Annotated in this window: 19 protein-coding genes and 1 pseudogene; 8 read left to right on the forward strand and 12 right to left on the reverse strand. The window is 71.9% G+C overall.

Annotation, left to right across the window (positions count from 1 at the left end):
- Window positions 1-10 precede the first annotated feature (10 nt).
- From AB0472_RS08410 to AB0472_RS08420, 3 genes are all read left to right on the forward strand, one after another.
- Window positions 11-1,135 carry a pyridoxal-phosphate dependent enzyme gene (locus tag AB0472_RS08410; protein WP_366354517.1) on the forward strand — a complete coding sequence of 375 codons (1,125 nt, stop codon included), beginning with the start codon at window positions 11-13 and terminating at the stop codon, window positions 1,133-1,135.
- Window positions 1,132-2,379, forward strand: a complete 1,248-nt coding sequence (locus tag AB0472_RS08415) for an MFS transporter (protein WP_366354519.1) — start codon at window positions 1,132-1,134, stop codon at window positions 2,377-2,379. The genes AB0472_RS08410 and AB0472_RS08415 overlap by 4 nt, the downstream gene beginning before the upstream one ends.
- 351 nt (window positions 2,380-2,730) lie before the next feature.
- A complete protein-coding gene (locus AB0472_RS08420) occupies window positions 2,731-3,801 on the forward strand; it encodes a hypothetical protein (RefSeq protein ID WP_366354520.1) in 1,071 nt (356 codons plus the stop codon).
- A 172-nt stretch (window positions 3,802-3,973) separates the two neighbouring features.
- On the opposite strand, the gene AB0472_RS08425 is transcribed toward AB0472_RS08420, so the two are convergent.
- Window positions 3,974-5,665, reverse strand: coding sequence for an acetolactate synthase large subunit (locus tag AB0472_RS08425; RefSeq protein ID WP_366354521.1), 1,692 nt, complete (start codon window positions 5,663-5,665; stop codon window positions 3,974-3,976).
- Between the two features lie 223 nt (window positions 5,666-5,888).
- On the opposite strand from AB0472_RS08425, the gene AB0472_RS08430 reads away from it, so the two are divergent.
- Window positions 5,889-6,626: a flavodoxin family protein gene (locus AB0472_RS08430; protein WP_366354523.1), complete on the forward strand. Its 738-nt coding sequence runs from the start codon at window positions 5,889-5,891 to the stop codon at window positions 6,624-6,626.
- A gap of 552 nt (window positions 6,627-7,178) precedes the next feature.
- On the opposite strand, the gene AB0472_RS08435 is transcribed toward AB0472_RS08430, so the two are convergent.
- The 5 genes from AB0472_RS08435 to AB0472_RS08455 all read right to left on the reverse strand — a co-directional run bounded on the left by AB0472_RS08435 (window position 7,179) and on the right by AB0472_RS08455 (window position 10,108).
- A complete protein-coding gene (locus AB0472_RS08435) occupies window positions 7,179-7,433 on the reverse strand; it encodes an SCO5918 family protein (protein WP_366354679.1) in 255 nt (84 codons plus the stop codon).
- Between the two features lie 87 nt (window positions 7,434-7,520).
- Window positions 7,521-7,949, reverse strand: a complete 429-nt coding sequence (locus AB0472_RS08440; protein ID WP_366354524.1) for a DUF5994 family protein — start codon at window positions 7,947-7,949, stop codon at window positions 7,521-7,523.
- 242 nt (window positions 7,950-8,191) lie between these two features.
- Window positions 8,192-8,497: a hypothetical protein gene (locus AB0472_RS08445; RefSeq protein ID WP_366354526.1), complete on the reverse strand. Its 306-nt coding sequence runs from the start codon at window positions 8,495-8,497 to the stop codon at window positions 8,192-8,194.
- A gap of 78 nt (window positions 8,498-8,575) precedes the next feature.
- The gene (locus tag AB0472_RS08450; RefSeq protein ID WP_366354528.1) at window positions 8,576-8,836 is read right to left on the reverse strand and encodes a hypothetical protein; all 261 of its coding nucleotides are present in this window, start codon (window positions 8,834-8,836) and stop codon (window positions 8,576-8,578) included.
- Window positions 8,837-9,763: 927 nt separating this feature from the next.
- Window positions 9,764-10,108 (reverse strand): hypothetical protein, encoded by a 345-nt coding sequence (locus AB0472_RS08455; RefSeq protein WP_366354530.1) that lies wholly within the window; start codon window positions 10,106-10,108, stop codon window positions 9,764-9,766.
- A 445-nt stretch (window positions 10,109-10,553) separates the two neighbouring features.
- Here AB0472_RS08455 and AB0472_RS08460 point away from each other — a divergent pair, with 445 nt between their 5' ends.
- The 3 genes from AB0472_RS08460 to AB0472_RS08470 all read left to right on the forward strand — a co-directional run bounded on the left by AB0472_RS08460 (window position 10,554) and on the right by AB0472_RS08470 (window position 12,054).
- Window positions 10,554-10,700 carry a hypothetical protein gene (locus AB0472_RS08460; protein ID WP_366354532.1) on the forward strand — a complete coding sequence of 49 codons (147 nt, stop codon included), beginning with the start codon at window positions 10,554-10,556 and terminating at the stop codon, window positions 10,698-10,700.
- Window positions 10,701-10,741: 41 nt separating this feature from the next.
- Complete coding sequence (locus AB0472_RS08465; RefSeq protein ID WP_366354534.1) at window positions 10,742-11,146, forward strand: DUF5994 family protein; 405 nt, start codon at window positions 10,742-10,744, stop codon at window positions 11,144-11,146.
- A 209-nt stretch (window positions 11,147-11,355) separates the two neighbouring features.
- Window positions 11,356-12,054 (forward strand): hypothetical protein, encoded by a 699-nt coding sequence (locus tag AB0472_RS08470; RefSeq protein ID WP_366354536.1) that lies wholly within the window; start codon window positions 11,356-11,358, stop codon window positions 12,052-12,054.
- A 19-nt stretch (window positions 12,055-12,073) separates the two neighbouring features.
- Here the strand turns inward: AB0472_RS08470 and AB0472_RS08475 are convergent, their stop codons facing one another.
- The 4 genes and pseudogenes from AB0472_RS08475 to AB0472_RS08490 form a co-directional block, all read right to left on the reverse strand.
- On the reverse strand, window positions 12,074-13,879 hold the full coding sequence (locus AB0472_RS08475) for a SpoIIE family protein phosphatase (RefSeq protein ID WP_366354538.1): 1,806 nt from the start codon (window positions 13,877-13,879) through the stop codon (window positions 12,074-12,076).
- A gap of 264 nt (window positions 13,880-14,143) precedes the next feature.
- Window positions 14,144-15,214: a CU044_5270 family protein gene (locus AB0472_RS08480; RefSeq protein ID WP_366354540.1), complete on the reverse strand. Its 1,071-nt coding sequence runs from the start codon at window positions 15,212-15,214 to the stop codon at window positions 14,144-14,146.
- Window positions 15,211-15,842, reverse strand: a pseudogene (locus AB0472_RS08485) (RNA polymerase sigma factor). Before AB0472_RS08485 ends, AB0472_RS08480 begins: the two are co-directional and overlap by 4 nt.
- 366 nt (window positions 15,843-16,208) lie before the next feature.
- Complete coding sequence (locus AB0472_RS08490) at window positions 16,209-17,090, reverse strand: helix-turn-helix domain-containing protein (protein ID WP_366354542.1); 882 nt, start codon at window positions 17,088-17,090, stop codon at window positions 16,209-16,211.
- 133 nt (window positions 17,091-17,223) lie between these two features.
- Here AB0472_RS08490 and AB0472_RS08495 point away from each other — a divergent pair, with 133 nt between their 5' ends.
- Window positions 17,224-17,880 (forward strand): SDR family NAD(P)-dependent oxidoreductase, encoded by a 657-nt coding sequence (locus tag AB0472_RS08495; RefSeq protein WP_366354544.1) that lies wholly within the window; start codon window positions 17,224-17,226, stop codon window positions 17,878-17,880.
- A gap of 710 nt (window positions 17,881-18,590) precedes the next feature.
- On the opposite strand, the gene AB0472_RS08500 is transcribed toward AB0472_RS08495, so the two are convergent.
- Together AB0472_RS08500 and AB0472_RS08505 are read right to left on the reverse strand one after the other, a co-directional pair.
- Window positions 18,591-20,432 carry a hypothetical protein gene (locus tag AB0472_RS08500; RefSeq protein ID WP_366354545.1) on the reverse strand — a complete coding sequence of 614 codons (1,842 nt, stop codon included), beginning with the start codon at window positions 20,430-20,432 and terminating at the stop codon, window positions 18,591-18,593.
- A gap of 367 nt (window positions 20,433-20,799) precedes the next feature.
- A complete protein-coding gene (locus AB0472_RS08505; protein ID WP_366354547.1) occupies window positions 20,800-22,338 on the reverse strand; it encodes a hypothetical protein in 1,539 nt (512 codons plus the stop codon).
- Window positions 22,339-22,344: the final 6 nt, after the last annotated feature.

The following is a 22,344-nucleotide window of genomic DNA, read 5'->3' on the forward strand; positions in this document are numbered from 1 at the left end:
CCGTACGACCATGGATCTCTCCCTGCTCGAATCCGCCCTGCCCGTCAGGGCCACCGCCCCCGTCCCCCTGATCGCCCGCCGCCCCGCCGACCTGGTCGGCAACACACCCGCGCTGTGGATCGAGAAGCCGTTCGCCCCGCCGGGACGCGGCTTCCACGCCAAGCTGGAAGGCACCAATCCCGGCGGTATCAAGGACCGCCCCGGCCTGCACATGGTCCGTGCGGCGCGTCGGCGCGGCGAACTCCTGCCCGGCGCCCGCGTCGTCGAGTCGTCCAGCGGCACCCTCGGCCTGGGCCTCGTCCTGGCCGGACTGACCTACGGCCATCCGGTCACCGTCGTCACCGACCCCGGCATGGAGCCGTCGATGGTCCGGCTGCTCACCGCCCTGGGCGCGCACGTCGACCAGGTGGCCGCACCGCATGCCGACGGCGGCTGGCAGCAGGCCCGCCGCGAGCGCGTGGCCGAGCTCCTGGACCGGGCCCCCGGCGCCTACTGCCCGGACCAGTACCACAACCCCGACAACAGGGCCGCCTACCGCCCGCTGGCCGCCGAACTCGTCACCCAGATCGGCCGGATCGACGTCCTGGTGGCCGCCGTGGGCACGGGCGGCCACTCCGCCGGGGTCGCGGCGGGGCTGCGCGAGTCCTTCCCCGGCCTGCGGCTCATCGGCGTGGACGCGACCGGCTCGACGATCTTCGGGCAGCCGGCCCGCCCGCGCCTCATGCGCGGCCTCGGCTCCAGCATCCATCCCTCCAACGTCGACTACGGCGCCTTCTCCGAGGTCCACTGGGTGGGCCCGGCCGAAGCGGTGTGGGCCTGCCGGCAACTGGCCCGCCACCACTACGCGTCCGGAGGCTGGAGCGTCGGTGCGGTGGCGCTGGTGGCCGGGTGGGCGGCACGGACGTACCCCGCCGGGACCCGCATCGCCGCGATCTTCCCCGACGGCCCGCACCGCTACCTGGAGACCGTCTACAACGACGCCTGGTGCCGCGAGCACCGGCTGCTCGGCCAGGAGCCGCCGGCGGAGCCGGACGAGATCGCCGAGCCGGACGAGTGCGAGGTGACGGCCTGGACGCGGTGCGGCCGGGTCCGTGACCCGCTCGGGCGCGACCTGTCGAAGGCGGGCGTGCGATGAGGGGGCTGCGGGCCCAGGTGGCCTCCTTCGACCGGCCGGCCCGGCTGCTGATGGTGAACCAGTTCGCCATCAACCTCGGCTTCTACATGCTGATGCCCTACCTCGCCGACCACCTCGCCCACGGCCTCGGCCTGGCCGCCTGGGCCGTCGGCCTGGTGCTGGGCGTGCGCAACCTCTCCCAGCAGGGCATGTTCCTGGTCGGCGGCACCCTCGCCGACCGGTACGGCTGCAAGCCGATGATCCTGGCCGGGTGCGTGCTGCGGACGGTCGCCTTCGGGCTGCTCGCGGTGGCAGGCAGCCTGCCCGCGCTGGTCGTGGCGTCCGCGCTCACCGGTCTGGCGGGCGCGCTGTTCAACCCGGCCGTACGGGCGTATCTCGCGGCGGACGCCGGCGAGGAACGGCGGGTCGAGGCGTTCGCCGCCTTCAACGTCTTCTACCAGGCCGGGATCCTGGTCGGCCCGCTCGCCGGACTCGCCCTGCTGACCTGGGACTTCGGCGCGGTGTGCACGGTGGCCGCGGTCATCTTCGGGGCGCTGGCCGTACTCCAGACCCGTGCCCTGCCCGCCCGGCCCCCGGCCGACCGGGGTGCCGGGCCCGCCTGGCGGACGGTGGCCGGCGACTGGCGCGCCGTCGCCGCCAACCGGCCGTTCCTCCTGTTCGCCACCGCGATGAGCGGCTCGTACCTCCTGGCCTTCCAGGTCTACCTGGCGCTCCCGCTCCGCGCCCGGGAGCTCTTCGGGGAGCGGGCCGGGGTGGTGACCGGAGCGGTGTTCGCCGTCTCGGCGCTGGCCGCGCTCTCGGGCCAGCTGAAACTGACGGCCTGGGCGAAGCGGACCCTGCCCGGCCCGCGGGCGGTCGTGTGCGGGCTGGTGGTGATGGGGGCCGCCTTCCTGCCGATGCTGCCCGGCTCCCACGGCACCGCGCTCGGGGTGGGCGCCCTGACGGTGTGTGCGGCGCTGCTGGCCTGGGGCGGTGCGCTGCTCTACCCGTTCGAGATGGACACCGTGGTACGCCTGTCCGGTGACCGGCTGGTCGCCACGTACTACGGCGCCTACAACACCGCCTCCGGCCTCGCGATCTCCCTCGGCAACCTGGCTGTCGGCGCGCTGTTCGACACGGGTGTGCGCTGGCTGCCGTGGGCGGTGCTGGGTGCCACCGGATTCGTGTGCGCGGCGCTGGTGGCCCGCCTGCACCGGGCCGGGCACCTCACCTCGGAGCCGGCCGCGGTGCCCGTTCCGGCCTGAGGCTCCGCGGACCCCGGCCGCCTCCGCGGCGGCCGGGGTGTCGCGCGGGCCGAGGCGCAGGTGCGTGGCCGCGACGACTTCGGAGTCGGCCGGGACCGGAGATCGGCCGAGTGAACCCCGCTTCCTCGCACCCTGTCGGGCAGCGCATGGAAATCGCGAGCGACGGTCAATGATGTCGGCCCTCCCGTACAGGGCCAATTCCATCGCTGAACGAGAAGGGACAATGCCTGCCTTGACTTGACCGCTCGATGACATTGTCACCGCTCATGATCTGGCAAGCTTGGCACCGTTTTACGCAAGGGCCTTCGAGGGGACGAAGGCGAAGTGGGTCAGGGGGGCTGACATTTGAGGATGTTCAGGGCGTCCGCATTCATCCGCCGGTCGGCGCGCTGGATGCTGGCAGGGCTGCTCGCAGGTGGTATGGCGGCCGCCTCGGCGCCCGTGTACGCGGCGGCAGCGGGCACCGGAGGAATGGATCTGCTGGTCCAGGGGTCCAGCTTCGAAGTGCTGCAGACGTCCCGCTATGCCGGCGGACACTGGGCACCCACCCACCAGCTGTTCAAGAACCAGCTCTTCTACGACTTCACCGACGTCGTCCAGAACAACCGGTTGCGGCTGTTCATCGAGCAGCCCAGTGGCAACGTCCTCACGCTGGAGGAGGCGGAGCAGAAATCCGACGGCACCTGGACGACTCCGGCACCGATGGCCGGACTGCCCACGATCGACGCCACCACGTCGCTGCCGACCCGGAACTACCTGGCCGCGGCAGTCGTCGGCACACATGTTCATCTGGTCTACATCGGCAGCACCGGCCAGATCATGCACACGTACGAACGCGCCGACGGCACCTGGACCTACCCCGACCAGGTGGCGCCTGGAAGTGCCTACCGGCATGACAAGTTCGCCAGTGTGTCGGCCGCCTCGGTCGGCGGCCTCCTGCAGGTCGCGGTCGTCGACCAGGCCCACAAGACGGTGCTGCACACCATCAGGCACACCGACGGAACCTGGGCGTCGTGGGGCAACGTGTTGTCTCCGGCGGGCAAGCCACGCTACTGGGGCATGCCGATCCGCGTGGCGATGGCCGGCTTCGGGTCCAGCCTCCAGATGGTGGTGCTCACCAACGGACAGGTGGCCCAGTACCACACGATCCGGCACGCCGACGGATCCTGGAGCCGGTGGGGCGACATCAACGCGCAGGTGGACTTCAATCGCGCCGGTTTCATCGGAACGGTCCTGCAAGAGGTCACGGCGGTGAACGTCTCCGGCAACCTCCAGCTCGTCTTCGCCTCCGACGACGACAAGGGATCCCTGTTCCACACCATCCGGTACGCCAACGGCAAGTGGTCGAAGGCGGGACTGGTCCAGCGGGCCACGAACCTCTCCAGTTGGCGGCCGAGCGGCGTCGCCGGCTCGGCCGGGTGAGCAGACGGGCCTGACATCCTCCAGGACCTCTCGTAGCCGAGGCACCCCCCGAGCACGCCGCCCGGCCGGCGGCCGCGGGAGGCCCTGCGCGGCGGCCGATAGGCATCCCGCAGGCTGGATGCCGGTGCCGGGTCCTACCCGATGCCGGCCGCGAGGCTCCGAGGCCGTCGGGTCAGAACGGGCCGTGGAGACTGCCCAGCCTGTCGGTCAGGCGCAGGTTCTCGGAGTAGTCCACGGGGCAGGCGATCACGGAGACCCCCTCGTCGTCGAGGGCCCTGCTCAGCACAGGCAAGAGCTGGTCGGCGGCCTCGATCCGGTAGCCGCGTGCGCCGAAGCTCTCGGCGTAGGCGACCAGGTCCGGGTTGGTGAACCGGGTGTGGCTGTGGCGGCCGAGTTCGAGTTCCATCTTCCAGGTGATCAGGCCGTATTCCTCGTCCACGAGGACGAGGACGACCAGGGGGACGCGTTCGCGGACGGCCGTCTCGAGTTCCTGGGAGTTCATCAGGAACGAGCCGTCGCCCATCATCGCCAGGACGCGCCGGTCCGGCCGGGCCAGCTTGGCGGCGATGGCGCCCGGCAGTGCAAACCCCATCGTGGACAGGCCGTTGGAGACCAGGCAGGTGTCCGGTTCGTAGGTGGGGTAGAGGCGGGACATCCACATCTTCCCGGCGCCGGTGTCGGCGAGCACGATGTCGTGGCGGTCCAGCGCGGTGCGCACATCGCTCACGACACGTTGCGGCACCAGGGGGAACGCGTCGTTGTCGCGTCCGTACTGCAGTTCTTCGTCGAGGAGCGTACGGATCTTCTCGCTGCCTCCGGCGTCGTAGGTGAGTCCCTCGGGGAGCGCTGCTGCGAGTGCGTCCAGCGCCTGCGAAGGATCACCCTTGACGCCCACCGCCACCGGGTAGTGGGCGTCCACCTCGGCGGGGAAGCGGTGCAGGTGCAGGATCCGCTTGTCGCCGTTCGGGTTGATCTTGACCGGGTCGAACTCTTGGATCTCGTAGCCCACGCAGATCAGCACATCGGCCGCGTCGAAGCCGAAGTTGCCGTAGTCGTGGCGCATGAAGCCGACCGCGCCGAGGGCGTTGGGGTGGTCGTCGGGAAAGACGCCCTTGCCGTGGAAGGTGGTCGCGACCGGGATGTTCAGCCGTTCGGCGAACCGCACCAGGGCGGCCGAGGCCCCGGCTCTGGCGGCGCCATGGCCCGCCAGCACGACGGGGTGCCGTGCAGCGGCGAGCACCTCGACCGCCCGTGCGATCTGCGAGGGTGACGGCGCGTCGGCCCGCACCGTATCGATCTGCAGGGGCGCCAGGGGCCCAGCGGGACGCTCCGCCTCGACGTCCTCCGGGAGCGCGAGGAACACGGCGCCGGGCCGTTCGCTCTGCGCCGTCTTGAACGCCTTGCGGGTCATCTCCGGCACCGCGTCCGGACACGCGACACAGGCCGACCACTGGGTGACGGGGGCGAACATCGACACCAGGTCGATGACCTGGTGCGACTCCTTGTGGACACGGCGCCGGGAGCCCTGGGCGGCCAGGGCCACCAGCGGCGCGCTGTTCGTCGTGGCGTCCGCGGTGCCGAGCAGCAGGTTGATCGCGCCAGGACCCAGCGTGGCCGAACACACACCGGCCCGGCCGGTCAGCCGCCCGTAGATCTCCGCCATGAACGAGGCGGCCTGTTCGTGACGCACCAGGACGTAGCGGATCCCGGAGCCGTTCAGCGCGTCGACGAAACGGATGTTCTCCTCACCGGGGATGCCGAAGACGTACTCCACGCCCTCGGCCCGCAGACAGCGCACCAGCAGGTGCGCGACGTCATCCACTGCTGCGGTGTCCCGCGACCCGGTCGCGCCTTCGGTGCCCATGGGACGACCGTAGGCACGCCCGACCGCCCCGGCCACCCGTCGGCCGCCGCCCGGGGACCGGCAAGGGCACCGGCAAGGGCACCGGCAAGGGCCGGCGCCCGGGCGCCGCCGAGGGCCGTTCGGAGGTGCTGTGGTGGCGCCCTCCGCGGTCGGCCCGCACGCTGGATCCGGACGTGGACCCGCCGCCGGACACCGGACGGCGGCAGGCTCATGGGAGGACCGTGTGACCACTTCGTCGCCCACCACCGACACACCGCCGGCCCGGTACGACGACCTGCGGGCCCTGGTGATCAACTGCACCCTCAAACGGTCGCCGGACACGAGCAACACGCAGGGGCTGATCGACCGCAGCACCGCCATCATGGACGCACAGGGCGTGCACGTCGACGTCGTCCGGGCGGTGGACCACGACATCGCCACCGGGGTGTGGCCCGACATGACGGAACACGGCTGGGAGACGGACGCCTGGCCGGACCTGTACCAGCAGGTCCTGGCGGCCGACATCCTGGTCCTGGCGGGCCCCATCTGGCTGGGTGACAACAGCTCCGTGATGAAGCGGGTGATCGAACGCCTCTACGCCTGCTCCAGCCTCCTCAACGACGCCGGCCAGTACGCCTACTACGGAAGGGTCGGCGGCTGCCTGATCACCGGCAACGAGGACGGCGTCAAACACTGCGCCATGAACGTCCTCTACAGCCTGCAACACCTGGGGTACACCATCCCTCCCCAGGCGGACGCCGGCTGGATCGGCGAGGCCGGGCCCGGACCGTCCTACCTCGACCCCGGCTCGGGCGGCCCGGAGAACGACTTCACCAACCGCAACACCACCTTCATGACCTGGAACCTGCTCCACCTGGCCCGGGCGCTGAAGGACCTGGGCGGCATCCCCGCCTACGGCAACCAGCGCACGGCCTGGGACGCCGGCTGCCGCCGTGACCAGGAGAACCCCGAGCACCGGTAGCGAGCGGATCGTCCTCGCCGCGCAGGGCGACGATCCGGCGACGACGGGTACGCAGGGAGCCCCGGGTGGCCCGGGGCTCCCCTTCCGTGGCGACCGCTTCCCCACACCACGGAACCGCCCACCTGTTGGGAGACGAGCAGAACGAGAGTGGCACTCTCGTCGGCGGGTATCCCGGGATCCGCTTGCCCGGTCAGGATTTCGTAAGCGTTCCGACGTCCCCGCCGGGGGGAACGGCAGGCTGAAAGGCTCGGACACGGGCGCGTGCGGCTGTTTCGCCAGGGCGGGTTCGTCGGCGATTCCCCCACCCGGTGTCGTCGTCGTGACCGCGGGGTGTGCGAGTGCAGACGGGCCGCGCCGGTTGCCGCCGGGCATCCTCACGGCGGCGACCGGGCGGAGCGGGCCATGCCGTTCCCGTGCGGCTCGCGGCTTCTTGCCGAACCGGCGGACCCCACGGGAGCGGGTTCACTGGGCGGCCCGCTCACAGGCCGAGTGCCAGGTCCCCGGCTCTTCAACCGGCGAACGGCACATGAATTGCCGAAACTGCGGACGTCGTCACCAGCCGAGCGCGTCCTCGTCGGCCCGCGCGTTCCGGGGCCGCTCCACCGGGGGCGCGTCGTGACAGGTGAAGCCGAGCCGCGTCAGGGCGCGGCGCATCTCGAAGGACGTGAAATCCCGGCGGTTCCGCCTGGTGATCACTTCCCCGACCTGCATCACGGGGTAGATCCGGCCCTCGATGGTCACGCACACCCCGGTGACGGGTTCGGGAGTGATGCCGTCCCTCGACTGCTCGGCCTCGCTCCTGGTCAGGGGCGCCCGGACGGCGGATCGCGCAGTGCGGAGGGCCGGGGCGGGCCGCGGCCCGCCCCGCCGCGGCTTCCACCGGGGACGCGGCCCTCATCCGGTCTTCCCCGCCGCGCCTCCGAGGCGGCCGGCGCGGGCGAACGCCACCATCTGCACGGCGGTCAGCGGGTTCTCGGGGTCGTCGACCGCGGCCAGCAGCCGGGCGGCCGTTCCCGCGGACTCATCGGGCGGAACCACCAGAAGCACCCAGCGTCCCACGGTGCCGCAGTCCAGGGTGATGACGTGCGCCTCGTCTCCGGGACCGGCCGGCTCCACGGTGATCGCCCGGCCGGGCGCCATGACCGCGTGCGGGGCGCCGGGCCATTCGGCGGGGTCGACGGTGACCCGTACCTCGGCGTCCGCGTCGGGTTCCAACGCGGCGACGAGCGACGGCAGTTCGAGTTCCAGAGCGTCGCAACGCGGCCACCAGGCCCCGTCCAGCGGGCCGTGGCTGATGTCCCGGGTGACGGTCAGTCGAGGCATGGGCATGCGATACGTGTGCGCGTCGGGCGCGGACGCACCGGTGCCCGGCGTTCTGCTGGTTCCCATCGTGCGGTCCCGTCCCGGGCGCCGTGGGAATGACCGCCCGTCGCGTCACTCGCCGGGAACGGCACCGCCGACCGCGCTGCGCGAAAAGCTCTCGGTGTGGCCAGGCTACTCCTGGTCGCGGAGCAGCGGACGGGGCCTGAGCCCTGCTGCGGTGCCTCTCACTCCTGTGTCTCCGGCTACTCCTGCACCCCCCGTTCCTCCCGTTCCTCCCGTTCCTCCCGTTCCTCCTCCCGCTCCTCCATCAGGCGGATGCCCTCGTGTGTCAGCGACACGGCGGCCGGGGTCCGGTGCGAGGTCCAGTCCACGTTGATCAGGCCCTCGTCGGCCAGGTAGACGCAGGCAGCGGAGAGGTCCTCGTCGGGCAGGCCCAGTTCGGTACGGAGCGCCGATCCGCTGACCTCGGACCGGTTGTGCTCCACAGCCCCGTACAGGGACCGCAGGACCGCCTTCCGGTTGTTCTTTCGTTCACGCAGTTTCGTCATGTCTGTCGTTCTCCGAAGTGTTGACGGCCGCGTGGGAACGGCCGGGACGACGGACCCACCTGGCCGCCCGGACCCGGGTCACACCTCGTCGGCGTGCGCCGACGCCTGCCCCGTCGACTCGCCCGCCGTGCGCCACGACCGTGCGCGTCCCGCGGTCCGGGCGGTGTCGAGGGCCAGATGGAGCCGGGTGCCTCCGCCTTCCCCGGCGGGGTGGCCGCGCTGCCCGGTCGGGACGAAGCGGTGGCGGAGAACCTCGGCCGCGCGCCGGGCGGCCTCCGGGGTCGCGTCGACGATGCGCACCTCTGCGTGGCCCCGGGAGGCCAGGGGGTCGTACTCCACAGGGACCTCCTGACAGGCGACTGGCAGAACGCGGACGCGTCGCTGCCCGGAACGCCGGGAGACCGGGCAGGGCGGCTGCGGCGCGCGTGCCACGCGGGCCCGGCCGGATTTTCCAGCGCGCCCTTTTCTGAAGGGTATGCCGGGGCGGGCCGCCCGTGCGTGCCACCATCACAGATGGTCCGGACAGCCGTCCGGTCCGTCACGGGCTGCCCGCCCCCGGTGACCGAACGGAGCCGGGCCGACCGAGGCGGGAACGGGGACCCTCCCCCACGAGATCGAACGCCTCCGCGCACTGACCGGCCGCCGGGTCGAGGAGCGCAGGCGGCAGCTGGGCCGGCCGCACGGGCCGCCCGGAGAGGGCCGCGCCAAGGGCGCCCGCACGGTGGGCCTGCTCCCGTGGTGGACAGTGGGGGCCAGGACGAGAACCTCTCCGTAAAGGTTCTCGTCCGGAGGAAATCCACCTAGGCTTGCGCCATTCCGCCGTGCCAGAGGTTTCCGCGGAAGTTACACCGTTCGGCGGCCTGTCGGCCGCCCGTGCCCCCGGACCCGGGCAGGGATCGAGTTCGCGGCCTCCGCAGAACAGCCACCTCTCATGGCCCCCGGCCGGCTGCCCCTGTGCGTCACCCTTCCGCTTCCCCTCGTCGCGAGACCGGCGCGGTGGCCTTCCCGCATGCCGCTGCACGGTCCGACGTGGGGCACCCGGCTCCCGTCGACGCGCCCGAACAATTGGGGGGAGCGGCGCGCGGGGAGCCCGGACGGCCGCCGTCGAGGTCCGGACGACCGACGGCGGCCGTCGCACCGCGGTGCCCGGCCGGAGAACAGGGCGGGACCCGGGCCGGCACCTCGGACCGGAGGTCCGTCTCTCGCCGCTGCCGGGAAGGACCCGGCGTCAGCTCCCGCCGTTTTCCGGCGGGAGCCTGCCGCCGCCTACGTCCGCAGCAGCCGCTGGGTCAGCTCCCGGTACTGCCTCAGCGAGGCACGGAGTTCGGCGGAGTCCGTTTCGGGGTCCCGGTCATGCCAGCCTTCGCGGAGCACCCGCCGTACCTCGGACAGGGCGGTCGTGAGCTGGGCAGCGGCTTCGTCGAAGGCGCCCTCGGCCTCCTCCAGTGCCGCACGCGGGGTCTCAGCGAAGGTGTTGACGGCATGTCCGAGGCGGCGCACGATCTCGGCCCGCCCTTCCGGGGGAAGCAGCGGCTCCGGTCCCGTGGTGCGGCGTCCCTCCGCGCCCGGGGGCCGGTCCGCGGGCTGCTGGGCTCGTGTCTGGTCGTACATCGTCGTGTGTACCGCTTCCGTTCGCGATGCGGATCACCGCCGGGAGGCGCCTTTCGCCTTCCCTGCGGCCTGGTTCGGGCTCCCGAGGACCCGGTCCGCCTGCCCTTCATGGCCCTCGGCCGTCCTGTCAGTCAACGTCCGGCGACAATCGGTGTCAACGCGGGGTCTGCCCGATCGCGTCCGGCCGACGGCCGCTGATCGGCGGAACCAGGTATCCCCCGACCCGAGGAGTACGGTGGGGCCAACGAGGGTGTGTCGTGCCTGTCCGACGGGTCGTCACCAGCACACCGCCCACCCCAGGGGGCCGTCCGTGACCCCGGCCGCACCTTCGTCCCAGCGGCCTCCGCCGAGGTCAAGGACCCTCCATGCGCCCCAGCCCGGTCGACGCCCACCCCACCGGACACCGCCTCGCCGGTCCGAGGCCAGAAACGGCACTTTCGCCTCCGTGCCGGACGGTCCCGCGCCCGCGCACGACGTCGACCGCGGCCAGAAGGACCCCTTGGTCGCCGTCACCCGCCTCCTGAACGCCTCCCTCTGGTGGGCGTCGGCACACCCGGCGACACCGGACAGCGGCGCCGCGCGTCGCGCCTGACGACAACCACGCAACCGTCTACGGAAGTTGGCAGCAGCCTCATGACCACCGCACTGCAACCCCCGCCTCCCTCCCGCTCCGTCCTCCGCCTGCGTCTGGCGCCCCGCAGCGACCTGCCCCGATCCATCGACGGAGCATGGTGGCCGTGCTCCTACGACCTCCTCGTGGAACTTCCGCGACTGCTGGCCGGGTTGCCGCGCGAGTGGGGCCATATCACCAGCGTCACCGTCAACGGGGCGGTGTGGTCCACGGCTCCCGGCCGGATACTCGTCTCCAACCAGGTCGTACGACTGCACAGAACCCTGGCGGCGAACGCCCCGCACACCGTCGTCCTGCTCGCCGCCGGCCTGGGGCGCCGGGACCTTGTGGTCGTGCCTCCGGACACCACCGACGCCGCCGCCGAACCGCTCATGGCGGCCGCGGCGGGTGCCCCCGGGGAGGGCTGACCCCGACGCCGTGACATCCCCGTCGGGCTTCCCGCCCTGAACGCCCCACACCCCCCTGCCCTGTTCCCGGCGGCCGCCGGGGTGCCGGGGCGCCAGGAGTACGGTGGAGGGACCGAGGGCATGCCGCGCACCGCCTCCGACGCCGGTGCCGCTCTCGGGGATCGACGACACCGGGTCGGTCTTCGTCCGCGCCCGGAGCAGGGTTGCTCATGCCCGCGCACGTGTTCCTCCCGATGCCCCTGACCCTCCCCGCGCTCCGGCCCGCACGGGGCAGACCGCGCACCCGCCTGCCGGACCCGGACTCCGCTAAGACGGAGCGCCGCTCCTCACCCGAGGTGGCCGAACGCGTCCGCCCGCTGTCCCGCGGTCAGGTCGCCGACCGTCTGCAGGAGCTGGGCGACCTGTACGCGGAGACCTCCGGTGGCGACGCGTGGGCATGGAACCAGGCGCGCGCGACCTTCCTGCTCCATCTCGCGGCCGACTCCCGGCGACCGGGGTTCTCGCTGCTGATCGCGGAGACCCCGGCCCTGGCCGGATACGCCTACGGCTTCCCCACGGCAGGCTCAGGTCCGTGGGGGCCGAGGTTCCGTGGCCACGTCAGGGAGGGCCTGCTGCGCCGTGCCGTCACCGGCGGGCTCTTCGTCGTCTCCGGCATCGTGGTGCCCCCTCGCGTGCGCCGGGAGTACAAGGACCAGGTCTGGAACCTCGCCCGGCGCCTGCAGCGCCGGTTGCTCGCCGACCACGGCGCGGCGCTCGGCGTCACGCTGGTGGACGCCCGGGACGCCAGGACGGTCGAGACCATGCGGTCCTGGGGCTGGCGGGACGCAGGGGACGACACCCTCGCGGCCGTGCCACTGACCTTGCCGCCCGGTCCGTTCCGCCTTCTGGTACTGGCTCCGGGGACGTGAGCGGTCGCCTCCGCGCGGATCACGTCTCGGCCCCGGTCATGGGCAGGGGCAGGGGCAGACGCAGGGCGAGCAGGGCGATGTCGTCGGTGCTGCCGGGCGGCATCCGGGCCGCCAGCCGGTCGCACAGCGTGTCCAGCGGTTCGTGGGCAAGGGTGAGGGCGTGGCGGCGCAGCCGGCCGAGCCCGGTGTCCAGGTCACTGCCGGGAGACTCGATCAGGCCGTCGGTGTAGAGCAGGAGCGTGGATCCCGGCAGCATGGCCTGGGCGGCGCTCGGCCGACGGCTGCTGCCGCCCAGGTGGGTTCCGAGGATCAGTCCCTGCCCGGCCTCGAGGTATCGCCCGTTCCCGTCGGGGGTCAGCAGCAGCGGCGGCGGATGCCCGGCACTGGTCCAGCGCAGCGTCCAGGGACCGGTGTCCGTACCCTCCAGCCGGGCGAGGACGAGGGTGGCCATCGAGACGGTCGTGATGGCGTGCAGGGCGTCGTCGAGGCGGTCCACCACGGCACCGGTCGGCCCGCTGTGGTCCCAGGCGAGGGAGCGCAGCACGCCCTGCAACTGAGCCATGCCGGCCGCGGCGGTCAGATCGTGGCCCACGACGTCGCCGATGACCAGGGCGAGCGCACCGTCCCTCAGTGTGAACGCGTCGTACCAGTCGCCCCCGACCTGCGAGCCGGCCGGCGCGGGCTGGTATCGGGCCGCCAGCCGGATCCGGCCGTGCTCGGGCAGCGGGGGGAGGAGGTTGCGCTGCATCGCCTCGGCGACCGCGCGCTGCCGGCCGAACCGGCGGGCGTTGTCGATGACCAGGCCGACCCGGCGGCCGATGTCGCTCACCACGTCAAGATCGTCGGTGCCGAAGGGCCGCGCCGCGTCGGTGCGCACCAGTGTCAGCGCACCGGTGACCTGCCGTCTGCTCCCCAGCGGCACCGTGATGACGGAAGCCGCGCCGACTGCTGCGAGGAAGGCGCTTTGGACGGTGGCCAGCGGCGAGTCGGACGGTGCGTCCAGGGCCCCCCGGTCCTGGAGGACGGGACCGCCTCCGTTCAGCACCTGGACCAGAGGCGAGTGAACCGACTCCCCGGCAGGGGGCAGCTGACCACACCAGTCCTCCTGCCAGGCGGCACGACCCTCAGGACCGGTCACCGCCACCCTGTGCACCTGACAGGCACCGACCAGCAGGTCCACCGCGGCCCAGTCGGCGAGGCGGGGCACCAGGAGCCGGCTCAACCGGGTGAGAGCCTCGTCGACCTCCAGGGTCTGACCGAGCACGTCGGTGATCTCCGCGACGAGTGTCAGCCGCTCGGCGAGAGTCTTCAGGGCACTCGTACGAGCGGCTCGTTCCGCCTGTTCCACCTGTTCCGTCTGTTCCGCCTGTTCCGCCTGTCCCTCGCGTTGCTCCCGTTCCGATTGCTCCTCCGGTTCCGTCCGCTCCGCACGGTCCCTGCGGGCACAGCGGTCGGCCACCGTCTCGACGATCAGCACGACCATGCCCGGAGGAACGCCGGAGACGTCGTCGCCGGTCAGGGGCATGGCCGACCAGGAGACCGGGACCAGCCGCCCGTCCCCCCGCAGACACCTGTCGTCGTCCCCGCGTGCCGCACGCCCCTCGGCGAGCGCCCGCAGCAGCAGGCAGCGCTCTCGCGGGACCGGGGCACCTCCCGGGTCCCGGTGGCACAGGTCATGCAGATCCCGCCCGCACACCACCGCTGCCGGGAGACCCAGCAGCCGCTCGGCGGCCGGGTTGACCGCGATGATCCCCCCGGCCGGGTCGAGCACGGTCATGGCCGTACCCAGCCGCTCCACCACCTGCTGCCACAGACCTGGCTCCACCGCCGACAGCCGCCTCTCGTGCTCTCCGCCGGACCTCAAGCCCTCGGTCGCACCGCCACCGTCCTTCCGTCAGCGACCGCACCGACACCCCAACGCGGCCCGGGCCCCGAACCGCCGGGCCACGGAGACGTCTGTACCCCGATGGTCCCCCGCCGAGTACCCACACGCACGACCGGAACGACAGCGCCTCCGCGACACCCCGGCGCGGCCGCCGGTACCGATCGCTTGGCATCGTACGCACCGCCTGGCGGGGCGACCGCGTTCTCAGGCACGGGTGCCCTGCGCGCCGGGGCGCTGCTTCTGGGCGTCGACGACGGTCCGCTCCAGCACGGCGGTCCGGTTGATGACCGTACCGGGCCTGATGCCGTCGGCCTGCTTGACCTGGACAGCGCGGCTGCCGAGATAGGCGTATGTCCCGGGGTCGAAGATCCACTCGGTGCGGTCGCCGCCCTTCTGGTCGACGTGCGCCAGGGCGATGCCCTCGCGTCCGGCGCCGTCCTGGGCGTGGTCCACGACCACGACCCCGGGGATCTTGGCCGCGGCCCGGTACAGCGCCGCGCTCAGCTTCGCCGGTACGAGCTCCTCGCCGAGCAGGTCGCCGACCGTGGTGAATGCCTCCTGGTCCGGGGAGTTCCCCTGGCCCTCGGTCTCCTCATAGATCTTCTTCAGCAGGACGTCCGGGTCCGTGGGCAGTGTCCTGAGGTAGTCGTAGGAGGCGCCACCCAGGGTGGGCTCGACGTTGGTGTCGAGGGTGATGCCGCCCTTGGGCTTGTAGCCGGGCTCGTCCAGCCAGCCCTGCTTGCCGTCGGGAGAATTCCAGACCTCACGGATGTGCAGGGGCTGGACCATGGCCATGGAATCGTCCGCGTCGGTGTGCGAGACGGAGAGGTAGGACACCTCGCTCTTGATGTAGACGTACTGGCCGGGGCCGGGTCCGGGCGTCGTGCCGGCCGAAGCGGCGGCGGCGATGTGCTCGACGGTGGAGGCGAGCCGGGCGGTGCTGCCGGGTTCGACGCGGACGACCGGCGCCGCGACCGGGGGCGGGGTGGCCGCGGCCGGACCGCCGCCCTCGGAGTTGGTCAGCGCGGTGAACGCGAACGCACCGGCCAGGGCGGCGGCGGTGACCGGGACACCGATCAGCAGGAGACGGCGTGCGGGGCGGCGGGACGACGCGGGGACAGGGGCGGAGACGGTGGACCGGATCTCGTGCATCAGGTGCTCCTCGAGAAGCAGGTGACGGTCGAGCCACAGGTGCGGGTCTCCGGGCGCCGGCAGCAGACGGGCCGGCTCCGCGTGGTCCGGCGACTCCTCGCGCCGCGGCTTCTTGCGGATCATTCGGACCTCTCCTCGTACGACTCGTGTGACCGGGCCGCAGAAGTGCGGCCGCCCTGTACTTGTCCGTCGCGCGCCGGCGGTTCCGTGTGCTTTCTCAGCTCTTCCCCGGCCGGCCTGCTCAGCCTGGCGCGGGCGCGGGACAGGCGGGAGCGCACGGTGCCGACCGGGACGCCGAGCGCGGTCGCCGCTTCCGCGTGGCCGAGCCCGGACCACGCACAGAGGGTGAAGACCGCCCGCTCGCTGCGGTTCAGCTTCTTCAGCGCCCGCCGGGCGGCGGCCAGTTGACCGGCATCGGCGATGCGGCCGACGAGTTCGTCGGCGAAGTCCGGGACCGTCTCCCTGGCCGGCAGGCGCTGCAGGGCCCGCTGGTGGCGGCGCGGGTGGCGTTGCGCAGTACGTTCACGGCGATGCCCATCAGCCAGGGGCGCGGGCTGTCGCCCTCGTCCCGCAGCCTGGCGCGCGGCCGCCACGCCTCCAGGAAGGTCAGCGAGACGATGTCCTCGGCGACGGACCAGTCCCCGGTCACGCGTACCGCGTGCCGGTGGACCAGGCGCGCATGGTCACGGAAGAGCTCGCGGAACGCCTCGGAGTCGCCGGCCCGTATCCGGGTGTGCAATGAGCAGTCCACGTCCTGTCTTGTCCCGGCAGCAGGGCGGGTTCCCGTGGCGTGCGTGACACGGTCGGGGGACATCGGGCTCCACGGCCGGCTCGCGCGTCACGGCCGCCGCCCCGTGAGCCGAGCGATTTCCCGCGCGGGGCCGCAACCGGACGGCACGGCAGCTGAGCAGCAGGCGTCGGGCGAGGGCGCTCCCGTCCCTGCCACTGACACCATGAGCCGTTCACAGTCTCATGCGCGGCGCCTGGACCGGCTACCACCGGCCCCCACCCGACGACCGGTTCCCGTGTCCTGTGTCACCGACGGATCCGGCTCGTGCAGGAGGCGATACCCGCGGATGGTTCTCCTGCCTCGCTCGACGAGGGATCGGCGACGGCATCAGGGAGCGGCTCGGTGCCGCTCCGCGCCGTCGTCCTGACCGGCCGCCCAGGAGGCGAGGAGCGACAGGCTGTCATGTGAGGTGGTGCCCGGTTCAGCGGTGTAGGTGATCATCGTCAGGCCGGGTTCGGCGGCCAGGTGGAGGAGGTCGTAGCGCAGTTCGAGCGCGCCCACGACCGGGTGCCGGAACCGTTTGATGCCCCGGCCGTGGGCGCGGACGTCGTGGCGGGCCCACCGTTCGCGGAAGGTGTCGCTACGGGTGGACAGCTCCCCGACGAGGTCGGTGAGGGAGCGGTCGAGGGGGTTGGCGCCGGCAGCGGCGCGCAGCTGGGCGGTGAGGTCGTCGGCCACTTCGTCCCAGTCGTGCCAGAAGCCCCGGGCACGAGGGTCGAGGAACGTGAACCGGGCGAGGCTCGGAGCCGTCCGCCCGCCGGTGTGGACGACGCTGTACAGGGCGCGGCCGAGGGAGTTGGTGGCGACCAGGTCGAGGGCGGGGCTGCGCACCAGCGCGGGGACGCCGACGAGGGCGTCGAGGACCGTCTGTACCTGCGGGGCGATCGCCGCGGGCGAGGTCCGGCGGCCACGGGACTCGGTGGACGGCCGACCGGCCCGGGCAAGATCGATCAGATGCGCCCGTTCCGCGGCATCGAGTCGCAGCGCGCGGGCGATGGCCTGCAGCACGGTGTCGGAGGCGTTGGTGAGCGCGCCGCGCTCCAGCCGGATGTAGTAGTCCACGCTCAGCCCCGCCAGGGCGGCGACCTCCTCACGGCGCAGTCCGGGCACCCGGCGTTTACGCCCGGCCACCGGCAGCCCCACCGACTGGGGGCTGACCCGTGCCCGGCGGGAGGCCAGGAACTCCTGGATCTGGCTGCGCTGATCCATGTGTCCACAGTAAGCGCGGGTGGTGCAGGTAAGGAGGGCCTGCCAGTACCCCTTCCGCAGGTCCTGCCGCACCACGGGCACCGCTGGTTGCCTTGAGGCCATGAACAGCACATACACGGCCGAAAGGACCACCATGCCCCTGGGAACCGCAGTGATCGTCGGGGTCGGACCCGGTCTCGGCCTCGCGATCGCACGCACCTTCGCGGAGGCCGGGCACCCGGTCGCCATGCTCGCCCGCGACCGGGCCGGGCTGGACGCCTACGCTGCCCGGCTCGCCCCCACCGGCCAGGAAGTTCGCGGGTACGTCGCGGACGCCGCCGATCCCGGCGGCCTGCGCGCCGCGCTCCACCGGGCGGTCACCGAGCTGGGCGCCCCCGACGTGCTCGTCTACAACGCCGGCGTGCGGCGGAAGGACTCGCCCCTGGGCGGGGACGACCAGGACTGGGCCGACGTCGCGGCCGTCAATGTCCTGGGCGCCCGGGTCGCGGCCGACGCCGTCCTGCCCGAGCTGCGTGACGGCCGCGGGAGCCTGCTGTTCACCGGCGGCGGCTACGGCCTGTCGCCCTCCGCGGAACACGCGTCCCTGTCCGTCGGCAAGGCCGCGCTGCGCGCGTACGTACGGGTGCTTCACGATCACCTCGCGGGCACGGGCGTCCACGCGACCACCGTCACGATCACGAGGGACATCGGCGGCGAAGCGCGCTTCGACCCGGCGGTGCTCGCCCGTGCCTATCTCGAACTGCATCACCAGCCCGAGGCCGAATGGCAGCACGAGCTGATGCGGTACTGAACGGACCGCATACCGTGCCGGGCGGCGAGACGGGTGAGGCGGGCTTCGTTCACGGCGTAGGGCCAGGGCGATGCCCTCCACGAACGCCGAAGATCTGTGCGTCCCCTGTCTCCACAGTTCACCAAAGCGCCTGCGCAGGTGGAGTAGGCATCGGGTCGTTCCTGCCGGAGGTTCTCGCGCCGGTCGAACCGATGACTCATGTCGGTGGTGCGGCGTTGGAAAGCCAGGGTGATTCCGGAGCCAAGCAGGGTCCCCAGGACGGCTGTGCCACCGGCGATGACGGTCTCCACACCCCGAGCTCACCACGGTCCGCCAACTTGTGTGTCACAAGGCCAACTCCGGTGCCGGCCCGCTTTCCAACCGTGGTGGTGGTCCGGTGGTCCTTGGATGGGGCCAGCCACCTGCGTCCATCGATGGTCGGCCCCCTGAGCGGCTGTCGGGCGGGCGGCGTCCGGAAGCGAGAGCCGGCGGAATGGGCTCGCTTGCGGGGCACATGGCTACGGCCAGATCGAGGCCCGGCGGTCGGGCGAGCACACCGGCGGGAGCTGTCCGGTCTCCGACGCGCACGCCGGCGCGGGGAACGGCGATCCGGGCGTACGCGCAATCCTCGGCCAAGCCGGATCCCGCGGACCGCTCCCGCCTTGGAGCGGTCCGGGATCTGGTGGTGTCATGACCCGACTTGTTCCTCGGGCTTCGGCCCGAGGAACAGGTCAGTGCACGTGGACGTACGTCTCGGGGCCGTTGGAGTCGATGTGGTGGCTGTCGGAGGTGAACCACACGACGGTCCAGGTGCCACCGTGAGTCGCCTTGCCGCTCAGGTGGTAGGCGCCCTTGGTGTCGGTCTTCACGCGCGTGACGTAGTGCCACGTCTTGCTTCCCGCCGCCCGGAACTCCAGGTACGCGTAGGTGTGGGAGATGCCGGACCAGGTGCCGGACGAGCTGCGCTGCTGCAGGTGGCCGGCGAAGGTCACGTAGGTGTTCTTGCGCACCGTGGTGTGGCTGGGTCTGCCCCCGGTGACGCGGGTGGGAGTGCGGTAGATCTTGACCGCTGCGCTGTAGGAGGGCGAGTAGTCCGGGGTGCCCGGGAAGTACGCCCGCCAGTAGCCGTTCGCCTGGCCGTCGTAGGTCGCGTAGGTCATGAACTCATCGCCGGCGAGGCCCGACCGGCCGATCCGGGTGCTGCCGACGGTGTGCCACGTCTTGCCGTTGGACGAGTACTGGATCGTCATGGAGTGCGTGTTGCTCGCGAACTCCGCCCCGTGCAGGTCCAGACGGCCGTCGATCACCGCCTCGCCGTACTCGTCCTCGCTGACGTGGAACGGGGTGACGCGGCTGGGCGCCGGGACGTGCACATATACCGGTGTCGCGTCACTGTCGGTGCTCAGGAGGAAGGGGTCGTAGTCCCAGTAGTTGTTGAAATAGTACGCACCGGCGGTGCCGGTGCTGACGGCGAAGGTGCCGGTGGCGTTGGTCTTGACCGTGGCGGAGAGGCCGGTCGGCCCCATGGTGTAGATCTCCTGGTCCGGCGTGCCCGTCCACGTGGACCCGACCTTCCGTTCGAGCACACCGGTGATCGTGGTGCGCCCGCCCTTGGGAACGTCGACGTCGGTCTTGCTCAGGATGCGAATCCGGGTGGTCTCCGACGTCGCCGGCACGGTGAGCGTGGTCTGATCGCCGGTGTCGAGGAAGTACGGGTATCCCGCGGTGGCGGTGCCGTCGGCGCCGGCCGTCCGGTAGGTGACGCTGTCCTTCACCGTGACCGTTGCGGCCACCCGCCCGTCCGCCCGCGCGGTGGCGACCGCGACCGTCTCCGACGGCACCGCGGCCTCCGGGTCGGCAAGGGCGACCGACACACCGGCCGGGTCGAGTACCGCGCCGGAGCTGGGGTCGGTGACGGTGACCGGGGCGGAGACGGTGTACGAGCGGTGCTCGTAGTCCACGGAACTCCGGTCGGACGCCAGCTTCCCGACGGACACCTGCGCCGCGTAGGTGAACTCGCCGACGTCGGGGAAGTCTTCGACCTCTCCCGAGCTGTCCGTCACGGTCACGGAGACGTCGTAGACGCCCATGGCGGGAAGGACGGGCCGGTCGGCCGAAACCTGGCCGCCGTAGTAGGGGTTGGGCACGAAGTCCGACGTCGTGGCGACGTAGGGCGCGTCCGCGGGCGCCCCGTGCGGCCGGTAGCGGGCGGTGATACCCGTGACCGTCCCGGTGTCGCTGTAGACGGACAGCGAGAGTTTCCAGTGGTCCGACCAGGAGTTGCCGACTCCGTACAGCTCGAACTGGTGCGGCTCCGGGCTGCCGTCGGTCGGCGCGGACGTCGCGGTCTCGGACGGGACCGGGCCGGTGGTGTCGGGCGGTGTGGCGACCGCGGAGCTCGTCGGTGTGTCCGAAGGGCCCGGGCTCACGGCGACGGACGGGCTCGCGGTGGCACCCGACACCGACTCGTGCGACGCGGACGTCGCGGAGTCGGCGGCGGCTGCCGGAAGGGCCAGTACGGCTGTCAGCAGCGCACCGGCTGTCAGGGCAGGCAGAACAGCGCGAGGTCTCACTCGATGAATCCCCCCAAGATATGCGAATGCCCGTACCACCCAAGCGATTTCAGCGCCGATCGCGGAGCGCCACGGGTCGGCCAATCGTAGAGCCGACCTCCGACGCGACCGCGCTCAGGGCCTGGGCGAAGGGCCCAGGACTCCTCCGGCCGGGAGCCTCCTGTGCGGCAACCGGGAGGCATCGCGGAGGCCTGTCCGGTCTGCGGGCGCTGCCGGCGCGTGACCTGGACGGTGCCGTCGATCCAGACGCTCAACGCTCTGCCACGCATCGGCACGCGACGACTGATCACGATGAACAGCAAAAAGGCCCAGGTCACCGACCTGGGCCTTCTCTGTGGAGCGGGTGACGAGAATGGAACTCGCGCTCTCAGCCCATGGCGTACGCCCGGTACACCGTCTCCACCGAGCTGTCTCCGGCGGAGTCCGTCACCTCGGAGCGCAGGGCGACGGCGCCGGACGCCGGGTTGTGGACGGTCGCCTGCCAGGTCGAGCCGGAGTGCTTGACGGTCGCCGCCTTCCAGGTCTTGCCGCCGTCGGCGGACGACCAGACCCGGACGGACTTGGCGGTCACCTTGGTGAGCTTGATGTCGGGGCCCTGGGAGGCGCGCCCGGCACTCACGTCGACCGTCGTGGTGCTGTTCGGCGCGGCCTGGTTGTGGCTGTTCAGCCCGGTGGGCAGAAAGCGGGTCAGGAAGACGGGAGCGACGATCGCCTTGGCCGGGTCGGACACCTTGAAGTGCCAGTCGAGGGTCGCCCGCGGCGACAGCATGCCGGCCGGGAAGGTGATGCCCGGGCGGTAACGGTGGGCGTCGACGGTCAGGCGGTACCAGCCGGCCGAGCGGACAGGGGCGTCGAACTCGGCGGGCCCGACGCGCCAGTCGGTCAGAGTCTGCTTCTTGACGGTGGTGCTTCCCTTGGACAGGACCACCGTCTCCTTCGTGATGTCCCCCCAGCCGCCGCCGATGTCCAGGTCGCCGATCATGGCGTCCGGAGAGAAAGCGACGGACTTCTGCCCGAGCAGCGGCAGATTGTGCATGGGGCCCCATGCGGCCCGGCCGAAGGACTGGGTGAGGCTCTGTCCCGCCTTCAGGGTCCTGAGCTTCGGAAAGCCGCCGCTGACGTCGTCGCCGTTGCTGCCGAAGATGTCGTCGCGCGGCTGCCAGGTTCCGGGGGTCAGATGGACGGTGGCGCTGTACGGGGCGTTGTCGTCGCGTACCTGGGCCATCAGGTCGGTCGTGCAGTCATCGGTCTTCGGCGCCGTCTGGAGCGCGGTGTCGACCTGAGTACCCATCTGCGTTCCGGCGCGCACCGAGAAGCGCATCGTCGCAAGCCCCGACCGCTTGAACGAGCCGCCGGGCGCCGCCGGGATGCCCGTGGTCTTCTTCACGACGACATAGCTGTCCTTGCCGGACCACTGCGCGAGGTACCCGAACTGGAGCAGCTTGGAGGAGTTCGGGATGGCGTAGAGGGCTCCCCCGTCGTTCCAGCCACCCACGCTGAAGGCGGAGGGCATGTCCATGTTGGCGGCACACACCTGGGCGCTGATCCGTGGCGGCCCGGTCACGTCGGCAGGCGTGTCGAGTGACACCTTGACGGGCTTGCCCTTACGCGCGTCGAGCGTCACCGACTTGCTGCCCGACACCGTCACGACCTGCGCGCCGATGGTGTCGGTGCCCAGACCGTCGGCAGTGCTCTCGTATATGTCGGTCATCGCGAGGTAGCGCCCCGCCGGCAGGCTGATCCGCTTGCCCGACTTGACTGTGTACGTCTGACCGGACGACACGGCGACGACGGTGACGGTCGTCGAGACCTTGGCGCCGTGCCGCCCCAGCGTGGTGACCGTCAGCGAGCCCGACGCCGCCTGTGCGGAGGCGGCCGAAGCGAGCAGCGGTACCAGCGCGGCCACCCCGAC

The organism is Streptomyces sp. NPDC086777, from assembly GCF_040702065.1.
GTDB lineage: Bacteria > Actinomycetota > Actinomycetes > Streptomycetales > Streptomycetaceae > Streptomyces.